Origin of the sequence: Catenulispora sp. GP43, assembly GCF_041260665.1 — a bacterium.
Classification (GTDB): domain Bacteria; phylum Actinomycetota; class Actinomycetes; order Streptomycetales; family Catenulisporaceae; genus Catenulispora.
Genome location: NZ_JBGCCT010000039.1, coordinates 26,221 through 44,008, shown reverse-complemented (window position 1 = coordinate 44,008; position 17,788 = coordinate 26,221). Strand labels below are relative to the sequence as shown.

13 protein-coding genes are annotated in these 17,788 nt (G+C 71.8%); 8 read left to right on the top strand and 5 right to left on the bottom strand.

Annotated features, from left to right (window positions below; genetic code table 11):
* Positions 1-97: 97 nt before the first annotated feature.
* Positions 98-700, top strand: coding sequence for a hypothetical protein (locus ABH926_RS46705; RefSeq protein WP_370373696.1), 603 nt, complete (start codon positions 98-100; stop codon positions 698-700).
* 217 nt (positions 701-917) lie between these two features.
* Complete coding sequence (locus tag ABH926_RS46700) at positions 918-1,841, top strand: undecaprenyl-diphosphate phosphatase (protein ID WP_370373694.1); 924 nt, start codon at positions 918-920, stop codon at positions 1,839-1,841.
* A gap of 74 nt (positions 1,842-1,915) precedes the next feature.
* On the opposite strand, the gene ABH926_RS46695 is transcribed toward ABH926_RS46700, so the two are convergent.
* Complete coding sequence (locus ABH926_RS46695) at positions 1,916-3,454, bottom strand: hypothetical protein (protein ID WP_370373693.1); 1,539 nt, start codon at positions 3,452-3,454, stop codon at positions 1,916-1,918.
* 159 nt (positions 3,455-3,613) lie between these two features.
* Between ABH926_RS46695 and ABH926_RS46690 the strand changes: the two genes are divergently transcribed.
* On the top strand, positions 3,614-5,908 hold the full coding sequence (locus ABH926_RS46690) for an AAA family ATPase (protein WP_370373691.1): 2,295 nt from the start codon (positions 3,614-3,616) through the stop codon (positions 5,906-5,908).
* Between the two features lie 18 nt (positions 5,909-5,926).
* Positions 5,927-7,567 (top strand): LCP family protein, encoded by a 1,641-nt coding sequence (locus tag ABH926_RS46685; RefSeq protein WP_370373689.1) that lies wholly within the window; start codon positions 5,927-5,929, stop codon positions 7,565-7,567.
* 132 nt (positions 7,568-7,699) lie between these two features.
* Here ABH926_RS46685 and ABH926_RS46680 read toward each other — a convergent pair whose 3' ends face one another.
* A complete protein-coding gene (locus tag ABH926_RS46680) occupies positions 7,700-8,197 on the bottom strand; it encodes a MarR family winged helix-turn-helix transcriptional regulator (protein ID WP_370373687.1) in 498 nt (165 codons plus the stop codon).
* An 89-nt stretch (positions 8,198-8,286) separates the two neighbouring features.
* On the opposite strand from ABH926_RS46680, the gene ABH926_RS46675 reads away from it, so the two are divergent.
* Both ABH926_RS46675 and ABH926_RS46670 read left to right on the top strand, forming a co-directional pair.
* Positions 8,287-9,006: an SDR family NAD(P)-dependent oxidoreductase gene (locus tag ABH926_RS46675; protein WP_370373685.1), complete on the top strand. Its 720-nt coding sequence runs from the start codon at positions 8,287-8,289 to the stop codon at positions 9,004-9,006.
* 45 nt (positions 9,007-9,051) lie between these two features.
* Positions 9,052-10,887 (top strand): hypothetical protein, encoded by a 1,836-nt coding sequence (locus ABH926_RS46670; protein WP_370373683.1) that lies wholly within the window; start codon positions 9,052-9,054, stop codon positions 10,885-10,887.
* 234 nt (positions 10,888-11,121) lie between these two features.
* Here the strand turns inward: ABH926_RS46670 and ABH926_RS46665 are convergent, their stop codons facing one another.
* Positions 11,122-11,745, bottom strand: coding sequence for a hypothetical protein (locus tag ABH926_RS46665; protein ID WP_370373681.1), 624 nt, complete (start codon positions 11,743-11,745; stop codon positions 11,122-11,124).
* Between the two features lie 654 nt (positions 11,746-12,399).
* Here ABH926_RS46665 and ABH926_RS46660 point away from each other — a divergent pair.
* Positions 12,400-14,730, top strand: coding sequence for a glycosyltransferase (locus ABH926_RS46660; protein WP_370373679.1), 2,331 nt, complete (start codon positions 12,400-12,402; stop codon positions 14,728-14,730).
* A gap of 121 nt (positions 14,731-14,851) precedes the next feature.
* Here ABH926_RS46660 and ABH926_RS46655 read toward each other — a convergent pair whose 3' ends face one another.
* Positions 14,852-15,658 (bottom strand): MHYT domain-containing protein, encoded by an 807-nt coding sequence (locus ABH926_RS46655; RefSeq protein ID WP_370373677.1) that lies wholly within the window; start codon positions 15,656-15,658, stop codon positions 14,852-14,854.
* Positions 15,659-16,071: 413 nt separating this feature from the next.
* On the opposite strand from ABH926_RS46655, the gene ABH926_RS46650 reads away from it, so the two are divergent.
* Positions 16,072-17,031, top strand: coding sequence for a glycosidase (locus tag ABH926_RS46650; RefSeq protein WP_370373675.1), 960 nt, complete (start codon positions 16,072-16,074; stop codon positions 17,029-17,031).
* A gap of 90 nt (positions 17,032-17,121) precedes the next feature.
* On the opposite strand, the gene ABH926_RS46645 is transcribed toward ABH926_RS46650, so the two are convergent.
* On the bottom strand, positions 17,122-17,787 hold the full coding sequence (locus ABH926_RS46645; protein WP_370373673.1) for a hypothetical protein: 666 nt from the start codon (positions 17,785-17,787) through the stop codon (positions 17,122-17,124).
* Position 17,788: the final 1 nt, after the last annotated feature.

The following is a 17,788-nucleotide window of genomic DNA, read 5'->3' as shown; positions in this document are numbered from 1 at the left end:
CGAACCCCAGCTCAAGCGACTAATGCTGCCCCCGCGGGCGTCCGTACTTCGCTGGATGTTCACCTGGGGTTCGCCTTGATCGACCAGACTCCGGGGCATGGCGCGACAGTTCCGCCCGGAGCGGGTTGAGTACGACGTACTCACCGCGCACCCCGATCCGGCCGAGGCCGCGGCCGGTGTGACCCAGTGGGCCACCGCCGCGGTCGACGCCGTCGATCCCGCTCCGCTGAACGGGATGGACGCGTTGAAGGACTACGTGCTGGCGATGGTCCCGCGGCTGCGGGACTTCGCCGAGCACGTGACCGCGCCGCGCGGGGAGGCGCACTCCCCGGCGCTGCGCTACGGCGCGTACCTGAGCGTGCGCGCGATGGTGCGGGACAAGTCGGGGATGGCGCTGGCCGAACTGCACGCCGACGGCCGCGCGCTGCTGCCCGGCGAGCTCGACGCCGACCTGCGCGGCCGGGTCAACGGCCTGGTCAACGTCGGTCTGCCGATGGCGACCCGGGCCGTGGACCAGGGTGCTTACGAGAGCGCCCTGGAGTCGCTGGTGAAGGCGCGCGGCGTGGTGAACGCCATGCTGCAGGCGGTGCTGAACATGGCGGTGTCCGGCCCCGAGCCGGTGTCCCGGGAACGGCTGGCCGCCGCGCTGCGGGTGCAGCCGGCCGACCTGGACAGCTGGTACGCCGGCCGCACCTCCTAGGGCCGGCCGGCCGTAGGGTCACCCCCGACCCCCAACTGCTACAACCTGTCGTAGGCTGTCCTCCGCGGCCCCGCGCCGCCGGCCGGTCCGCGCGACCGTTCCGGACCAAGCCAGTGTGCTGCTGCTTTGCCCTACGTTCACCGTCTGTTTCCCCGCGCCGCCGGACGTCCCGCGTATCCTCCGGCAGACTGCATCCGTTTTCCGACAGGGGTACGAGTTGTCCGGCCTCACCTATCTCGAAGCCTGCACCATCGGGCTGGTCCAAGGCGTCACCGAGCTGTTCCCCATATCCAGCCTCGGCCACTCGATACTCCTGCCCGCCTTCATCGGCGGCAGTTGGAAGGCCGATCTGGACATGACGGCCAAGGACTCGCCGTACCTGGCGTTCCTGGTGCTGGCGCACGTCGCCACCGCTTTGGCGCTGGTGGCGTTCTTCTGGCGGGACTGGGTGCGCATCATCAGGGCCCTGTTCACCTCGATCCGGCACCGCAGCGTGGAGGGCCCGGACGAGCGTCTGGCCTGGCTGCTGGTGATCGGCACCATCCCGGTCGGCCTGATCGGCATCGTGGCGGACAAGGCGCTGCGCACGCACCTGGGCAAACCGGTGCCGGCCGCCGTGTTCCTGCTCATCAACGGCTTCGTGATCTTCCTCGCGGACGCCATGCTCAAGAGCGCCTCCAAGGGCCGGCACGCCGACGACGGCAACGCCCCGCCCCGCCGCGGCGAGCCCCCGGAGATCGCCGCCGACCGCCGGCTGGCCCGGCTCGGCTGGAAGTCCGCCGCCGGCATAGGCGGCGCGCAGGCCTTCGCCCTGCTGCCCGGCATCAGCCGCTCGGGCATCACCATGGTCGCCGGCCTCGCGCGCGGGCTGAAGACCGAGGACGCCGCCCGCTTCGCGTTCCTGCTGGCCACCCCGGTGATCCTGGCCGCCGGCGTGTACAAGACCCCTGAGCTGGCCAAGCCGGCGAACCACGGCATCCTGGGCCCGGCGATCGCCGGCTCGGTGCTGGCCGGGATCGCCGCCTACATCTCGGTGCGCTTCCTGACCAAGTACTTCGAGAACCGCGATCTGAAGCCGTTCGGCATCTACTGCGTGATCGCCGGCGTCGTGTCGCTGGTCTGGTTCTCGGTGCACCACTGAGTCTGGAGGCCGGAACACTTCGGGCCGCCGCCCGCGTATGCGGTGCGGCGGCCCGAAGGCCTTTCAGCAGAAGGTCAGCGGTACTCGGTGAGCCGCGACCGCAGGCCCAGAACGGTCAGCCCGATCAGCAGCAGCGCCAGCACGTAGGGCAGCCACGACCACAGGCCGATCCCGTTCTTCGCGGCCGGCATCGAGGACTCGAAGTGCGCCTCGTTGTTCGCGATGACGGTGTCGAGCGCCTTGCTGTAGGCGTTGAACGCCTGGTCCGACGTGCCGGGGGTGTCGGCGTTGGTGTCGAAGTCGATCGCCGCCTTGATCCCCTTCGCCGAGTCCATCGGCATCATGCGCAAAGTGGCGTCGTCCTGGATGTAGGCGCTGTAGGCGGTGAACGCGGCCAGCGCCTGCTCGGCCTCGCCGGGGAAGGTGATGTTGGTGAACTCCTCGCCGAAGCTGCTGTTGTGCGACAGCGTCGTCTGGTTCAGGTCGTCCACGGTCCGCGCGGAAGCCTCGCCCTTCAGAAGCCCGGCGTAGGAGCCGATGTCGGTCGCACCGGGCACGCCGGCGATCGCGTCCTCACCGTGCAGGAAGGACTGCTGGTACTCGCTGCGCTGCGCCGGGTAGTTCTGCGCCAGCAGCCAGCGGCTCTCGTCGGAGTTGATCCCCGCGCTCGTCGCGTCGGCCTCGCTCAGGGCGAGCACCGAGTCGAAGGCGTCGGACTTGGCGGTGTGGAAGTCGCCCGCCGCGCTCGCCGCCCCCGCCGCCCCGCCGATCGTGAGGATCAGGGCGACCACGGTCGCGGCGATCAGGGCCGGGTTCAGCACGCGCTTGAAGCGCCGGAACACGAACACCTGCAAGCCGGCCAGGGCGCCGGTCAGGAGGAGACCGAAGACCAGGAACTCCGCCACCGCCACGTTCAGCGCGTCGGTGGTGGACGACGCGGAGGAGTCGATCGCGTCCTTGCTGGCGGTCTCCAGGCCGGTGGCGGACTTCATCAGCCCGCCGTTGTCGTCGTCGCCGAACAGGATGGAGTGCCCGGCCAGGTAGTCGGCGAATATCGACGCCGGCGCGGCGCCGGCGGTCGTGCCGCCCTCCCGCTCGTCGTCGGCCAGGGTCCGGGTGGCCTGGGCCTGGTACTGGCCGTAGGCGTCGGACACCGCGTGCAACTGGTCCAGTGCGCTCTGGTCGCCGGCCAGCGCCACGGTCGCGGCCTCCAGGTCCCCGTCGGCGGCCTTGCGGTCGGCGTCGTACAACGCCTCGCTGGCCCCGCGCGACACGTGGACCTGGGTGTCGCCGTTCACCAGCAGGGCGTTGACCAGTTGGGCGTCCATGTCCTGGAGCCGGAACAGGAAGTCGTCGGTGGCCCGGACGCTTGGGGCGTCCGTGCTCCCGACCGCGCTGATCTTGGACTGGGCCCCCGAAGCGGAGCCGGTCAGTACGACGGCCGCGATGAGGGCCAGCACCCCGGTGGCGGCCGCGGCCGCCCGCAGGAGGTTCGGCGTGGTCCCGCGAGGTGCGTGCGGGATGTGAGTGAGATGATCGCTGAAGCTGGTTCCGTTGGTGGTCGCCCGGTGCGATGTACTGCGGTTGGGCGCCTGAGTAAGAGTCCCCGACACGGTCCGAACATAAGTCCGGCAGGTGCTTATGAGGACCCTGTGAGAGCTGTTCCAAACGGAATGCAAACACTTCGGCGGCGGACGGCGTTTGCCCGGGTGGGCGCGGTCGGCGATGATCGTGCGGTTGTGCTGGCTCAGTAGACGATGAGAGGTCGCGGGGTGTCACCTCAGCAGGACGGTTCGGCGCACGTCAAGGATCGCGAGATCGCGGTCGAGCAGCAGGCCGTGGACGCCGCCTACGCCCGGCTGGCCCGGATGCGCGAGCAGGCCGCGAGCCGGGTGCGCGAGAGCTACAAGGTGGCCCAGGGCGGGACCTACTCGGCGCTGGTCGACCGGGACGTGCAGGTCATGGAGGCGGCCATCTGGGAGCGGTCCCTGGAGAACGCCTACAACGAACTGGTGTTCGGTCGCCTGGACCTCAAGCCGGAGACCCCCGGCGAGGAGCTGGAGACCTACCGCATCGGCCGGCTCGGGGTGCGCACCGAGGAGCTGGAGCCGCTGGTCGTGGACTGGCGCGCGCCGGCCGCCGCCGCCTTCTACCAGGCCGCCCCGGAGGACCCGAAGGGCGTCGTGCGCCGCCGGGTGCTGCACTGCCGCGGCGAGAAGGTCCTGGACATCGAGGACGACCTGCTCGACCCGGACGCCGCGCCCGAGGGCCTGCCGGTGGTCGGCGACGGCGCCTTCATCGCCGCGCTGGCCCGCACCCGCACCGGCCACATGCGCGACATCGTCGCGACCATCCAGCGCGAGCAGGACGTGGTGATCCGCTCGCCCGCCGACGTGAGCGTGGTGGTCACCGGCGGCCCGGGCACCGGCAAGACCGCGGTGGCGCTGCACCGGGTGGCGTGGCTGATGTTCCAGCACCGGCGCCGCTTCGGCTCGCGCGGGGTGCTGGTGGTCGGCCCGAACCGGCGCTTCACCGACTACATCGAGCGGGTGCTGCCCTCCCTGGGTGAGGGCGGTGCCGCGCTGCGCTCGCTGGGCGACGTGGTGAACGGCGTGGAGGCCACCCGCCACGAGGACGCGGTGCTGGCCAAGCTGAAGGGCTCGCCGCGCATGGTGCGCGTCCTGCGCAAGGCGGCGAACGACGCGCCGTGGGGCGCCCCGAAGGACGTCCGCCTGATCTACCAGGGCACGTTCTTCACCCTGGACGCGCCGCAGCTGGCCGCGCTGCGCGAGCGGATGCTGCGCGGCGGCAACCGGCGCCCGAACGCGGTGCGCGCCGACGTCATCCGGGCCCTCCAGGACGCCGCCTGGAACGCCTACCAGGACGCCAAGCGCGCCGCCGGCGACGCCTCGCCCTACGACGAGTACCCGGACCTGCTCGAGGACGACAAGCGCACCTTCCTGTCCGAGCTGCGCTCCGAGCGGCCCTTCGCCGACTTCGTGACCGCCTGGTGGCCGCAGCGCAGCCCGCTGGAGGTGCTGCGCTCGCTCGGCGACCCGGCGTACCTGGCCGACGTCTCACGCGGCGTGCTGAGCGCCTCCGACGCCGCCCTGCTGGCCGAGTCGTGGCGCGCCGTGGGGGAGCGGGGCGCCGGGCTGTCCTACTCCGACGTGGCGCTCCTGGACGAGCTGGACTCGCTGCTCGGCGAGGGCCCGCGCACGGCGCGCGCGGCCGCGGCGGCGAACCCCTACGTCGTGGACGGCGTGAACCTGCTGACCGGCGAGGAGACCGACGACGGCACGGAGCCGGAGTCCGGCGGCTTCCGCGAGCTGTCGACCTTCGGCGACCGCGCGGCGCGCCGCGGTGCCTACGAGGAAGAACCTGACCCGGAGGAATTCGGGCACATCGTCGTCGACGAGGCCCAGGACCTCTCGCCCATGCAGTGGCGGATGCTGGCCCGGCGCGGCCGGCACGCGACCTGGACCGTGGTGGCCGACGCGGCCCAGAGCTCGTGGGAGGACCTGGACGAGGCCCGGCGCTCGATGGACCTGGCGCTGGGCACCTCGCGGGAGCGCCGGCAGTTCGAGCTGACCACCAACTACCGGAACCCGGTGGAGATCGCCGACTACGCCGCGGCCCTGCTGCGCCGGTTCCTGCCGGACGCGGCGCTGCCGCGGGCCGTCCGTTCCACCGGACGGCCCCCGGAGTTCGTGGTGAGCACCGAGGCCGACCTGGCCTCGGCCGCCGGGGCCGCCGCGCGCCGGTTGGCCGGCGAGGTGGAGGGCACAGTCGGAGTGATCGTGCCGATGACCCGGTTGGGGAGGTTCATCGTGACCGACGTGCCGGACCGCGTGCAGGTCCTGGGCTCGCTGGAGTCCAAGGGCCTGGAGTTCGACGCCGTGGTGCTGGTCGACCCGGACCTGATCGCCTCGGAATCCCCGATGGGCCCCCGCACGCACTACGTCACCGCCACTCGGGCCACTCAGCTGCTCGTCACGATTTCCGTGGAGGGTGGAACCGCAGCTGGGGGGTCAAGCGTCATCGAAGTGGGCGGGGACGGGGACTGAGCGGACGGAGTACGAACGGTGAGTGACGACACGTCCGGTATAGCCGAGGACGACACCTCCGGCACGGCATGGGTCCCCAAGCACTCCTCGGGGACGCCGCAGGACGCGGCCGCCGCGGGGCCGCAGGCGAGCAGGACGCGGCGCCGCGTCAAGCGCACGCTGATGGTCATTTCCGGGATGCTGGTGCTGGTCATCGGCGGCACGGTCGCCTACGCGGGCTACTGGTACTACCGCCTCGACCACAACATCAAGGGCGCGCCGCTGCACGGCGCCGTCGTCCCGCCGGACCAGCTGGCCAGCGGCGGCGGCATCGTCCAGCCGACTCCGGACCCGTACGGCGACGTCCCGATCAACATCCTGCTCATCGGCACCGACGCCCGGCTGCCCGGCCAGGACGCGAGCCTGGGCGGCTTCACCGACCCCTCCGGCCGCTCCGACGTGGAGATGCTGGTCCACATCTCGGCCGACCGCAGCAACGCGACCGTGGTGTCGCTGCCGCGCGACACCATGGTCCCGATCCCGGCGTGCGTGGACGCCAAGGGCAACCAGTACCCGGCGCAGAGCGTCGGCATGATCAACTCGGCGCTGGCCGCCGGCCCCGGCTGCCAGGTGGACACCGTCGAGGAGTTCACCCACGTCAAGATCGACCACTTCATGATGGTCGACTTCGCCGGCGTGGTGGCCCTGACCGACGCCGTCGGCGGCGTCCCGGTCTGCGTCACCAAGGCGGTGAACGACCCGGACTCACACCTGAACCTGCCGGCCGGCACCTCGGTGATCCAGGGCGACACGGCCCTGGCCTTCCTGCGCACCCGCGAGGGCTTCGCCGACGGCTCGGACCTGTACCGCACCGAGGCGCAGCACCAGTACCTGTCGGCCCTGATCCGCAAGATGAAGGACCAGGCCACGTTCGACAACCCGATCCAGGCCACGCACCTGATGGACATCGCCTCCAAGTCGCTGACCGTGGACGACGGCATCGCCAGCGTGAGCAAGCTGCTGGACCTGGCCAACACCCTCAAGAAGGTGCCGACCCAGAACATCACCTTCCTGACCATGCCCACGACCGCCTACGCGCCGGACCCCAACCGCGTGGCCCCGGACACCGCCCTGGACCAGCAGATCTTCTCCCTGATCGGCCACGACCAGTCGGTCACCGGCCCCACCACGGCGGCGAGCGGCAGCGCCGGTGCCACCCCCGGCGCGCCCTCCCCGACCCCGGCGGCGACGACCAGCAGCCTGAGCCCGAGCTCGGTCACGGACAGCATCGTGGTCGAGAACGGCACCACCAACGACGGCCGCTCCCGCCAGCTCGCCGCCACCTTGCAGGCCGACGGCTTCAAGAACGCCACCGGCGTCGGCTACGGCAGCGGCGTCGCCACGACCACGGTGTACTACAGCGGCCAGGCGCACCAGGCCGCGGCCCAGGCGGTCGCCGCGGCGCTCCAGCTGCCGGCCTCCGCGGTCCAGCCCGGCACCGACGGCAGCGCGCCGATCGTGGTGCGCGTCGGCTCGGACTTCGCCAGCGGTGACGTGTACAACCCCGGCGCGGCCTCGTCCTCCAGCAGCCCGAGCGCGCTGCCGTCGGCGGCGCTGTCCAGCGCCGACGGGGAGAACGCGGCCGACCCGAACCTGTGCGTCACGGCGGCCGGGTCGTAGTCGAAGGTGTAGCGGTCGAAGCCATAGCGGCTTTGCGGGAGGTGCCGAGGAGCGGGTTCAGCAGCTCCTGTGTCTCGGCGGTGAGCCTGTGGCCAAACCGGCGATCGTTCGCAGTCGGGCGGCGGCTGTGCGTCAGGCCCCGCGCGACCTGACGAACGTCTCGAGCTTGCCGAGGAGCGGGATCAACACCTCCCGCTCCTCGGCGCTGAGCCCGGCGACCAGCTCCGAGTCGCGCCCGAGCACCGCGTCCACGGAGCGCTCGATCACCGCGTGCCCCGCCGCGGTCAGCGCCACCGCCACCGCCTTGTGCCCCGAGGGATCCGGCGCCCGGGTCACCAGGCCCTCCTGCTCGGCCCGCGCCACCCGCTGCGAGATCGCCCCGGCGGTCACCAGCGTCCGCTCGGTGAGCGCGCGCGTGGTCAGCGTGTAGGGCGGCCCGGAGCGCCGCAGCACCGACAGCAGGTCCAGCGTCGCCCGGTCGATGCCGGCCGCGCGCAGCACCCGGGTCCGGTCGTCGGTGAGCAGCTTGGCCAGCCGCACGATCGGGGTGAAGACCTCGATGGAGTCGACCGGCGTCCCGGGGCGTTCGCGGCGCCATGCGTCGGCGATCTCGGCGGCGGTGGTGCTCATGCGGCTCCCTGGCTCTCTGGCTCTCTGGCGGCGTGGCGGCGCTATGTTAAGGTCTAAACGTTTAGCTCTAAACATATCAGGAGGCGACCATGCCCCGCAGCGTCCTCGTCACCGGCGGCACCAGCGGCATCGGCCGCGCCGTCGCCGAGCGCTTCACCGCCGACGGCGCCGGCGTCGTCATCACCGGCCGCCGCGAGCACCTCGTCGAGAGCGTCGCGAAGGAACTCGGCGCGGTCGGCGTGGTCTGCGACGCCGCCGACCCGCGCGCCGTCGAAGCCCTCGCGGCCCGCTTCGACACCCTCGACGTCCTGGTCAACGCCGCCGGCGGCCTCGGCGCCGCGCAGCCTGGACCGGAGGCCGCCGAGCTGGAGGCCGTGCTCGCCCACTGGCGCGCCGATCTGGACGGCAACCTGCTCAGCGCGGTCCTGACCACCACCGCCCTCAAGCCGGTCCTCGCCCCCGGCGGCACCGCCCTGGCCGTCGGCACCATCGGCTCCGAACGCCGCGGCGGCTCCTACGGCGCGGCCAAAGCCGCCCTCGCCGCCTGGTACGCCATGCTGTCCGCCGAACTCGGCCCGCGCGGCGTCACCGCCAACGTGATCGCCCCCGGCTACATCGCCGGCACCGGCTTCTTCCAGGGCGCCATGACCGACGTGCGCGAGCAGGCCCTGATCGCCGAGACCCACACCAAGCGCGCCGGCACGCCGCGGGACATCGCCGAGACGGTCTTCTTCCTGGCCTCGGCCGGGGCGCGGCACATCACCGGCCAGACGATCCACGTGGACGGCGGTGCCTTCACCACACGCTGAGGCCCGCCGCGCGCCCTTGATCGCGGTGACCTATCGTCGGCATCGATGACTGCCGCCGACCCCGCCCCGTCCCAGGACGACCTCGCCCTGCTCCGCGCCCACGAGCCGATCCTGGCCTACACCAAGGGCGAGTACTTCCTCCCGACCGACATCGAGCGCTACATCGCCGCGGCCGGCCTGTGGCGCGACGGCGACAGACAGACCGAGCTGGTCCCGGCCGGCGAACTCGACCTCGCGAGCCTGCTGACGGTCTCCGAGCAGCACCCCGGCCGCCCTCTGTTCCTGCGCTACGTCCTCAAACCCGCCGGCGGCGGCGAGGTCCGCCGCTGGCGCAAAGGACACCCGACCGGCATCCGCCGCACCGGCCGGCTCGCGGCCGTCGGCTTCGTCGCGCGCCTGATCGACGTCCTGCTCCGGCTGAGCCTGCTGATCCGCGGCACGGTCCCCGGCGGCGTGATGACCAAGGCCGCCGAGCAGTACCAGGCCGGCGGCGGGGCGGAGGCGTCCCCGTACTACGGCCGCGTCCTGCGCCAGGGCGGCTACGTCATCCTGCAGTACTGGTACTTCTACGCGGCCAACGACTGGCGCTCCACGTTCGGCGGCGTCAACGACCACGAGGCGGACTGGGAGATGGTGACGGTCTACCTCGCCGAGGACCAGTCGGCCGTCGCCGGGGGGCCGAGCACCGTCATCCCGCGCTGGGTCGCCTTCTCCTCGCACGACTACACCGGCGACGACCTCCGCCGCCGCTGGGACGACCCGGACCTCACGGTGGCCGAGGGCACCCACCCCGTCGTCTTCGCCGGGGCCGGCTCCCACTCCGGGGCCTTCCTCGCCGGCGACTACCTCGTCACCGTCAACCCCCGCTTCCTCGGCACACTGGCCCGTTGGTGGAAGCGGGCGGCGGAGGTGATGCTGCGCCGGGCCCGCAGCGAGGACCACGGCTTCGGCATCCCGTTCATCGACTACGCCCGCGGCGACGGCACCCGGGTCGGCCCCGGCCAGGACCGCGCGTGGCAGCCGGTCCTCATCGACGACGACACCCCCTGGGTGCGCGGCTTCCGCGGCCTGTGGGGCGTCGACACCCGGGACTGGGCCGGCGGCGAGCGAGCCCCGGCGGGCCCGCGCTACGAGCGCGACGGCACCGTCCGCTTCTCCTGGGCCGACCCCCTCGGCTGGGCCGGCCTGCACAAGGTGTCCCCGGACGACACCGGCCTGGCGCACAGCCTCCAGAGCCGCATCGCCGACCTCGACATCCGCATCGCCGAAGCCGACGAGCAGACCGCGGCCCTCCAGCAGGGGGCCCGCGACCGCCACGCCGAAGTCCGGTCCCTGAGCACGGAGTTCCAGACCGCCAAAACCGCGGCCGAGCGCCTCGGCGAGGCGCGCGTGGCCGAGCAGTCGGTCATGAGCCTGATCCGGGAGCGCACCGCGCTGGCCGAGGAGCGTGCGGTCCACGCCGACGTGTTGCAGCGCGGCGGTCCGCCGCCGCAGGACCCGCAGGAGCACGTCACCCGCTCCCACAAGCCGTACGTCCCCGGGGACCGCAAGCACCACGGGATCCTGCTGCAGATCTGGGCCGCGGTCAGCGTCCCGCTGCTGTTCCTGGCGGTGGCCACGGTCCTGCTGCTGCCCGACGACCGCCAGAAGATCCCGACGCTGCTGGCCATCCTGGTGGTCTTCGCCGCCCTGGAGTCCCTGGCCCGCCGCCGCCTGCTGACCACCGCGGTCAGCCTCGCGGTGATCCTGGTCGGCGCCGGCGTGGTGATCAGCGTGCTGGAGTACGCGGCGCGGCACGCCCGCGACGGGTTCCTCGTCGTGATGGGCATCGCGGCGCTGGTGCTGCTGCTGGTGAACGTGCGGGACTTCTTCCGGCGGTGAGCCGCGGCTCGGGCACCGGACCCACTCGGTGTGCCGTCCATCACATGGGGCTGGCTGAAAACCATCGCTGAGCACGGCGTATGACGGATCCCTGCCATGAACGCCGAGCACCGATGCGCCGGATCCGGTGCCTGCGCACCGGATCCGGCCGCGTGTGGACCTCTGGCCGCTCCCGCCGTGCCGCCGCCCGGCGTCCTTGCCGGGCTTGCGGGCTTGCGGGCTTGCCGACCCGGCTCAGGCCGCGGCGAGCACCCGCCGGCTGTTGCGCTGCCCGTGCCGGACCGTCACCGCGCTGCGGTCGGCGCGCTCCGCCCGCTCGGCCAGCACCGCGAACGACGCCGCCGAGTGCTGCGCGGCCGGCGCCAGCGGAGCCTGCTCCGGCTCCAGCGTCTCCAGCTCGTCGCAGCCGTAGGCGCGGCACAGCTGCAGTTCGGCGACGTGCACGACGTACCAGCGCGCGTAGTACCCGTCCTCTTCGCGTGAGACCAGGATCTGCTGCACGACCCCGGTGCGCTCCTCGCCGACGACCTCCACGCGGGCCCCGACGGGGTGCCCGGCGGCCCGCACGCTCGCGGCCACCTCGGGGTCGACGCGCTCGGCGGCCAGGGCGCGGGCCGCGTGGTCGGCGGCGTCGTACTCGTCGGTCCAGGTGCGCCGCAGGTGGATCAGGATCCGGCCGATGGCCGCGGCGCGGGCCCCGGCCAGGGCCCGTTGTTCAGGATTGGCGTTGGGGCTTGTCGAGGCGGCGTGCCAGCGGGCACGGGCCGCGCAGGCACGCTGCTCGATCTCGTAACGGTCCAGGCCGGCCAGCTCGTCACGGACGGCGTCGTAGATCTTCTCCAGGCGGCGGGGGTCCATCGGGGGTGCTCCTCAGCGGGGTCGCATAACTCACGAAACGGGGGTCGGCGGTCCGGAAAGGGCGTACGCAGACAACGCTGGCTGGTACGCCCCAGCGCATTCGGCGGCACGTTTTATGAACGCGGGGAGGGACCCGGTGCGTAAGCAGGCACAGGCGGTAGTCCGGTGTGCGGCGGGCAGGTGCGACGGAGCTGAGGCGGGGCCTCGAAGGATCTGTCATCAGAGTTACCTCTACAGGAGTACGGCGGCTGGAAGGTGCCCTCCGGATGACGCGGGGGCGAACCCTCGCTCTTCCGTACCAGCGGGCTATCGGACGTCAGCGGCCGCACATTCGGCGCATGCGGCATACGCGGCCGGCCATATGGGCTTTCGTCCCATGGCAGGTCGCGCAGCACGTGATGCAAGCGCCGGTCATGGCGCTATTAAACCACGACGCTCCCGGGGGCTTGTCAAGCGGCCCACGTCACAGGCGCAGGTCGGGCGGGCTTGTCTCCCGGGTTTCGCGGCTTGCCAAAGGCGGTGCGCATCCACCGCTGTTCACCGGCACGGATCCGGCAATACGTCTAAGAGTATTGATTCAGGCTACTGAGTAACGTTAGAGTGGCTTGCCGGTTCCGTCGTATTTAGTGACGACGGAGAGAGGTATGAGAGGTCATGGCAGGGACTGTCTCGAACATCGGCATAACACTCGCGATCGTTTCCACGTATCCGCCGCGACGGTGCGGCATCGCCACCTACTCGCGCGACCTGGCCGTCGCGCTCAACGATGCTGCTCCGGACGTGCGCGTGGAGGTCTGCGCGTTGGACCGGGACGGACTGGCCTACCCCGCAACGGTGCGGACGGTGATCCGCCAGGACGAGCGCTCCGACTACCGCAGGGCGGCCCAGCAGGTGGCCGCCTCCGGGGTGGGCGCCGTCGTCATCCAGCACGAGTACGGGATCTTCGGCGGCGTCGATGGCGCCTGGATCACGGACTTCGCCGCCGAGCTGTACCGGCTCGGCGTCCCGTATCTGGTCACACTGCACACGGTGCTGTCCGAGCCGAGCCCTTCGCAGGCCGGCACCCTGTATCGGCTGTGCCGCGACGCCGCGGCCGTGACCGTGTTCACCGGGACCGCGCGCCGGCTGGCGGTCGACACCGGTATCGCCCCGCCGGACCGGATCGTGCACGTCCCGCACGGAGCGCCGCCGCCCGGGAGCGGCGGCGCCGTGCGCCCGGAGGTGGCCGCGGCGCTGGACCGGCTGGCCGGCCGGCGGCTGCTGTCCACCTTCGGCCTGCTGTCGCCGAACAAGGGCCTGCAGACCGCGATCGCGGCGCTGGGCCTGATCGCCGCGCGGCATCCCGACGTGACCTATCTCATCGCCGGCTCCACCCACCCGGAGGTCGCCCGCCAGGAAGGCGAGAACTACCGCGACCACCTGGTCGCCGCGGTACAGGACGCGGGGCTCCAGGACCGGGTGGTGTTCCTGGACACCTTCCTGTCCGACGCCGAGATCTCCGCGGTCCTGGCCCGCACCGAGATCTTCTGCACGCCCTACCGCTCCCGCGAGCAGATCTCGTCGGGCGCCCTCACCTTCGCCGTCGCCGCCGGCTGCCCGGTGGTGTCGACGTCGTACTTCTACGCCGAGGACATGCTGGCCGGCGGCTCCGGCATCACGGTTCCGCCGGAGGACCCGGAGGCCTACGCCGAAGCGCTGCACGCCCTGCTGTCCGATCCGGACCGCCTGGAGCGCGCCAGGGAAGCCGCCAGGACCCAGGGCGCGGGGTTGCACTGGACCGCGGTGGCCCGCCGGTTCGCCGGGATCGCACGGGCCACCGCGGCCCGCCGCAGCCGCCCCGTGCCCGACGCGGTCGCCACCGACGCCGCCGGCATGGCCCGGGTCGACGTGCCCAAGCTCAAGCTCACGCACCTGAACCGGATCACCGACTCCGGCGGCGTCGTGCAGTTCAGCGACCACGCCAAACCCGACCTCGGGTCCGGCTACTGCGTGGACGACGTCGCCCGGCTGGCGATCGTGGCGGCGGGTCTGTGCGACATCCCCGTCCGCGAACTGAAAGGCGCCGACCCGCACGACTGGCTGGACACCGCTCTGAGCTTCCTGGAGGCCGGCTACGACCCGGCCGCCCTCGGGTCCCGCAACATGCGCGACGCGTCCGGACTGTGGCTGGACGCCCCGCACAACGGCGACCACGTGGGGCGGCTGCTGTGGTCTCTGGGCGCCGTGGCGGCCGGCGCCGCGGTCCCGGACAAATGCCGCGAGCGGGCCGCGGCGCTGCTGGATCTTGCGCGGCCGTCGCTGCGCGCGATGACGACGGTCCGCTCCACCGCGTACGCCCTACTCGGGCTGGTGCGGGTTCCGGAGCCCGGACCCGAGTTGGCGCTCGGCGTGGCACGGCTGGAGGCGGCGTTCCGCGCCGCCTCCACCGATGACTGGCCCTGGTTCGAGGACGAGCTCACCTACGACAACGCCCGCCTGCCGCAGGCGCTGCTGGCCGGCGGGGAGCGGGCCGGGGACGCCGCGATGGTGGCGGACGCGCTGCGGGCCCTGGACTGGTACCTGGATCAGGTCGGCCTCGGCCCGGTCGGCCCGGCGGAGACCGGGCTGGCGGAGACCGGGCCGGGGGAGACCGGGCCGGGGGAACCGGAGGGGCACCTGGTCCTGGTCGGGAACCTGTGGCGGCGCAAAGGTGCGCCGCGCCCGGCCCATGAGGGCGACGAGCAGCCGATCGACGCCGCGGCGGTGGTCGAGGCGTGTGTCGAGGCCTGGCGGGTCACCGGCCGCGAGTTCTACGCCGACCGGGCCCGGCGGGCCTTCGGCTGGTTCCTCGGCGAGAACCGGCTCGGCCTGCCGCTGTACGACGCGACCAGCGGCGGCGGCCGGGACGGGCTGCGCGAGACCCAGGCGAACGAGAATCAGGGAGCTGAGTCGACGCTCGCCTACTACCAGGCGCTGCTGGCACTGAGGTCCGCCGACCTGGTGTGATCCCGACGGGCGTCAGGGTGTTTTCTCCAAGCCCGGCTTGGAGATTCGGCTCCGGCGCCGTGCGCCACGGCCCCGTACCGCACCCCGCGCGAGCGGGGATGTGGTACGGGGCCGGCCTGGTTCAGTAGCTGCGCTCCCGCAGCGCCGTGGCCAGCTCCACGGCGCGCTGCTCCTCGCGCAGTTCACGTTCCGTCGGTGCCATCGCGACCACCAGCAGCATGATCGTGGTGGCGATGCTGATCCCGAGCACCAGCGGAGTCAGCAGCTCCGAGGCCGCCATCCCGGACGGCGCGGACGGCGCGGAGCCGAAGGCTGACGCGGCGGCCGCAGCGGAGGTGAGGTGCAGCGCCGCCATCCCGAGGTAGTGCGCGCCGGTGATGGCCGCGCCCAGGACGATCGCGGCGCCGAGGGTGGAGGGCAGCCCGCGTACCCGCAGCGCGAACCAGAGCGCGCCGGCGGAGGCGGCCACGGCGACCACTTCCGAGGCGGCGATCAGCCATACGGTGTAGTGCTTCCCCGCGTTCATGTGCAGTGCCGCCATCCCGAGGTAGTTCACCCCGGCGACGGCCGAACCGATGGCGAGTCCGCCCAGCAGCAGCGACCGGTTGTCGGTCTCGCGGCGCACCACCACGGTCAGGCCGCCGGCGGCCGCCGCGATCGCCGCGACCAGGCCGGCGACGGTCAGCACCGGGTCGTAGCGGATCTCGACGCCCGGGACCGTGAAGCCCAGGATCGCTATGTACTGCATGACCCAAATGGCCGTGCCGCCCAAAGCCAGCGCGGCCATCGTCAGCCAGCGGGTCCGGGAGCCCCCGGTGGCCGCCCGCGCCCGCGAGGCGCTCTGCAGCCCGATCACCGAGCCCAGGAACGACATGAAGAAGGCCAGCAAAGGGGTCAGCGGGCCGTAGGTGAAACCATTGACGTGCACGGGAGCACACCTCTTCCAGGCGGAGACGGACAGCATCGTGGTGGCTGCCGTCGGTGACCTCGCGGGCGAGTGAGCAGCGAGCGATCTGTCAACGGCCGAGTAATCATAGGGGTGGCGGGCGGCCGCTCCGCACCGGGTGGGGTCGCACGACCGTCGCGCTGTGGCCTTCGTCACACAATCGGTCGCGGCGCCGTCAAGGCCCGTAAATACCGTGTGCATGGCGGGTCGTGGCGAAAAGCCCGGGAGCTGCTGTAGGGGCCCCTAAACGGAAAGCCCCTGTTGGCACCCGCCTTTAGCGTGTTGTCCAGACAGGGTGTGATCACGGGCGCTACAGTCGGTGCTTTCCAGCGGCGAACTGTGCCGTTTGCGAAGATCGAAACCTGTTCGCAACCAGACCACCTGCGAGGCAAAAGATGTCGACCCCGCTCGGCACCACCAGCCCCCACGGCGAACTGTTCCGCCGAGACCCCGCCAATCCGATCCTGACGGCCAACGACTGGCCCTATCAGATCAACACCGTCTTCAACCCGGGCGCCACGAGCCATGACGGGGAGACGGTCCTGCTGTGCCGCGTTGAGGACCGCCGCGGCCTGTCCCACCTGACCGTCGCGCGCTCCCCCGACGGGGTGCACGGCTGGCGCGTGGACCCCAAGCCGTTGCTGGCCGACGACCCGGCCGATCACACGAGCATGTGGGGCGTGGAAGACTGCCGCATCACCTATGTGGCCGAACTTTCGGCGTATGTGATCTCCTATACCGCTTATGGCCCCTCCGGCCCCTGCGTCGCCCTGGCGACCACCGAGGATTTCCAGTCGGTGGAGAAGCTCGGCGTGGTCATGCCTCCGGAGGACAAGAACGCCTCGCTGCTGCCCCGCCGGGTCAACGGCGAGTTCTGCCTGTACCACCGCCCGTACGCGGGCCACGACGGCCGCGCCGACGTGTGGATGTCCCGCTCCGAGGACCTGCGCACCTGGTCCAACCCGGAGCCGGTGATGACCAGCCGCCAGGGCGCCTGGTGGGACGCGGCCCGCATGGGCCTGGGCCCGGCCCCGATCGAGACCGAGCACGGCTGGCTGGGCGTGTACCACGGCGTGAAGCAGATGGCCGCCGGCCCGCTGTACCGCGCCGGCCTGGTCCTGTTCGACCTGGACAACCCGGCGAAGGTGATCCGCCGCTCGCCGCAGTGGGTCCTGGGCCCGGCCACCGACTACGAGACCCACGGCGACGTGCCGAACGTGGTGTTCCCCACCGGGATGATCCACGACGAGGAGACCGGCGACCTGCGGCTGTACTACGGCGCGGCCGACTCCTGCATCGCCATGGCGACGGCCTCGATGAGCGAGGTCATGGACTACCTGCTCCAGTACGGCTGAGAACGGCTGACGGCGCGCTCCGGATACCCGCCGGACGCGCCGGCCAGAACGAGACCGGAGAACTACAGGCCCGCCTTTGAAGCCGGGCGACTACGTGGCCTGGGTCCGCTCCGCCCAGGCCATCGCCACCAGAGCCGAGGCCAGCAGGATCCCGAAGGCCTGCCAGGGATCGTGGTGCTCCAGGAGCGTCCGCTGCTTGTCGACCAGGTCCGCGAACCACTGCGGGAAGTCATAGCTCGGCAGGTGCAGCCACCAGTTGTTCTCCACCGTCCCGGCTGCGAACGCCGCCAGCACCGCCTGGTAGGGCCGGGCCACCGCGGCGGTCAGCACCGCGACGATCGTGATCCACGGCAGCAATCGGAACTCCACTACCATCGCGTGGTACAGATATGCCCTCCCGTCTCCCACCACCGCCCGTTGAGGAGATGCTTCGCGTCGCAGTATTGATGGGCCGCCCAGTTGCCACGGCTTATATCCCAAAGCGCGGAACACCGGCCATGACTTGCCGCCGCTTTGCGTGTGATCCCCGATCCAGAACGCCGCCAATTGCCCTGCGGTAATGCTGAACAGCAGAGCCAGAAATGTCAGCACGATCGAGAGCAGCGCGAGTGCGAACTCGCCGCGGGTGCGCGGAGCGGGCCGCGGATGCGGCCGGTGGGTCCGCCCGGGGCGGATGACGGCTCTGGGGACGCGGCCCTCCTGCTGGGCGATCGCGGTACGGATCTTGTCGATGTCGTGGTTGGCCATCTCGGGCATC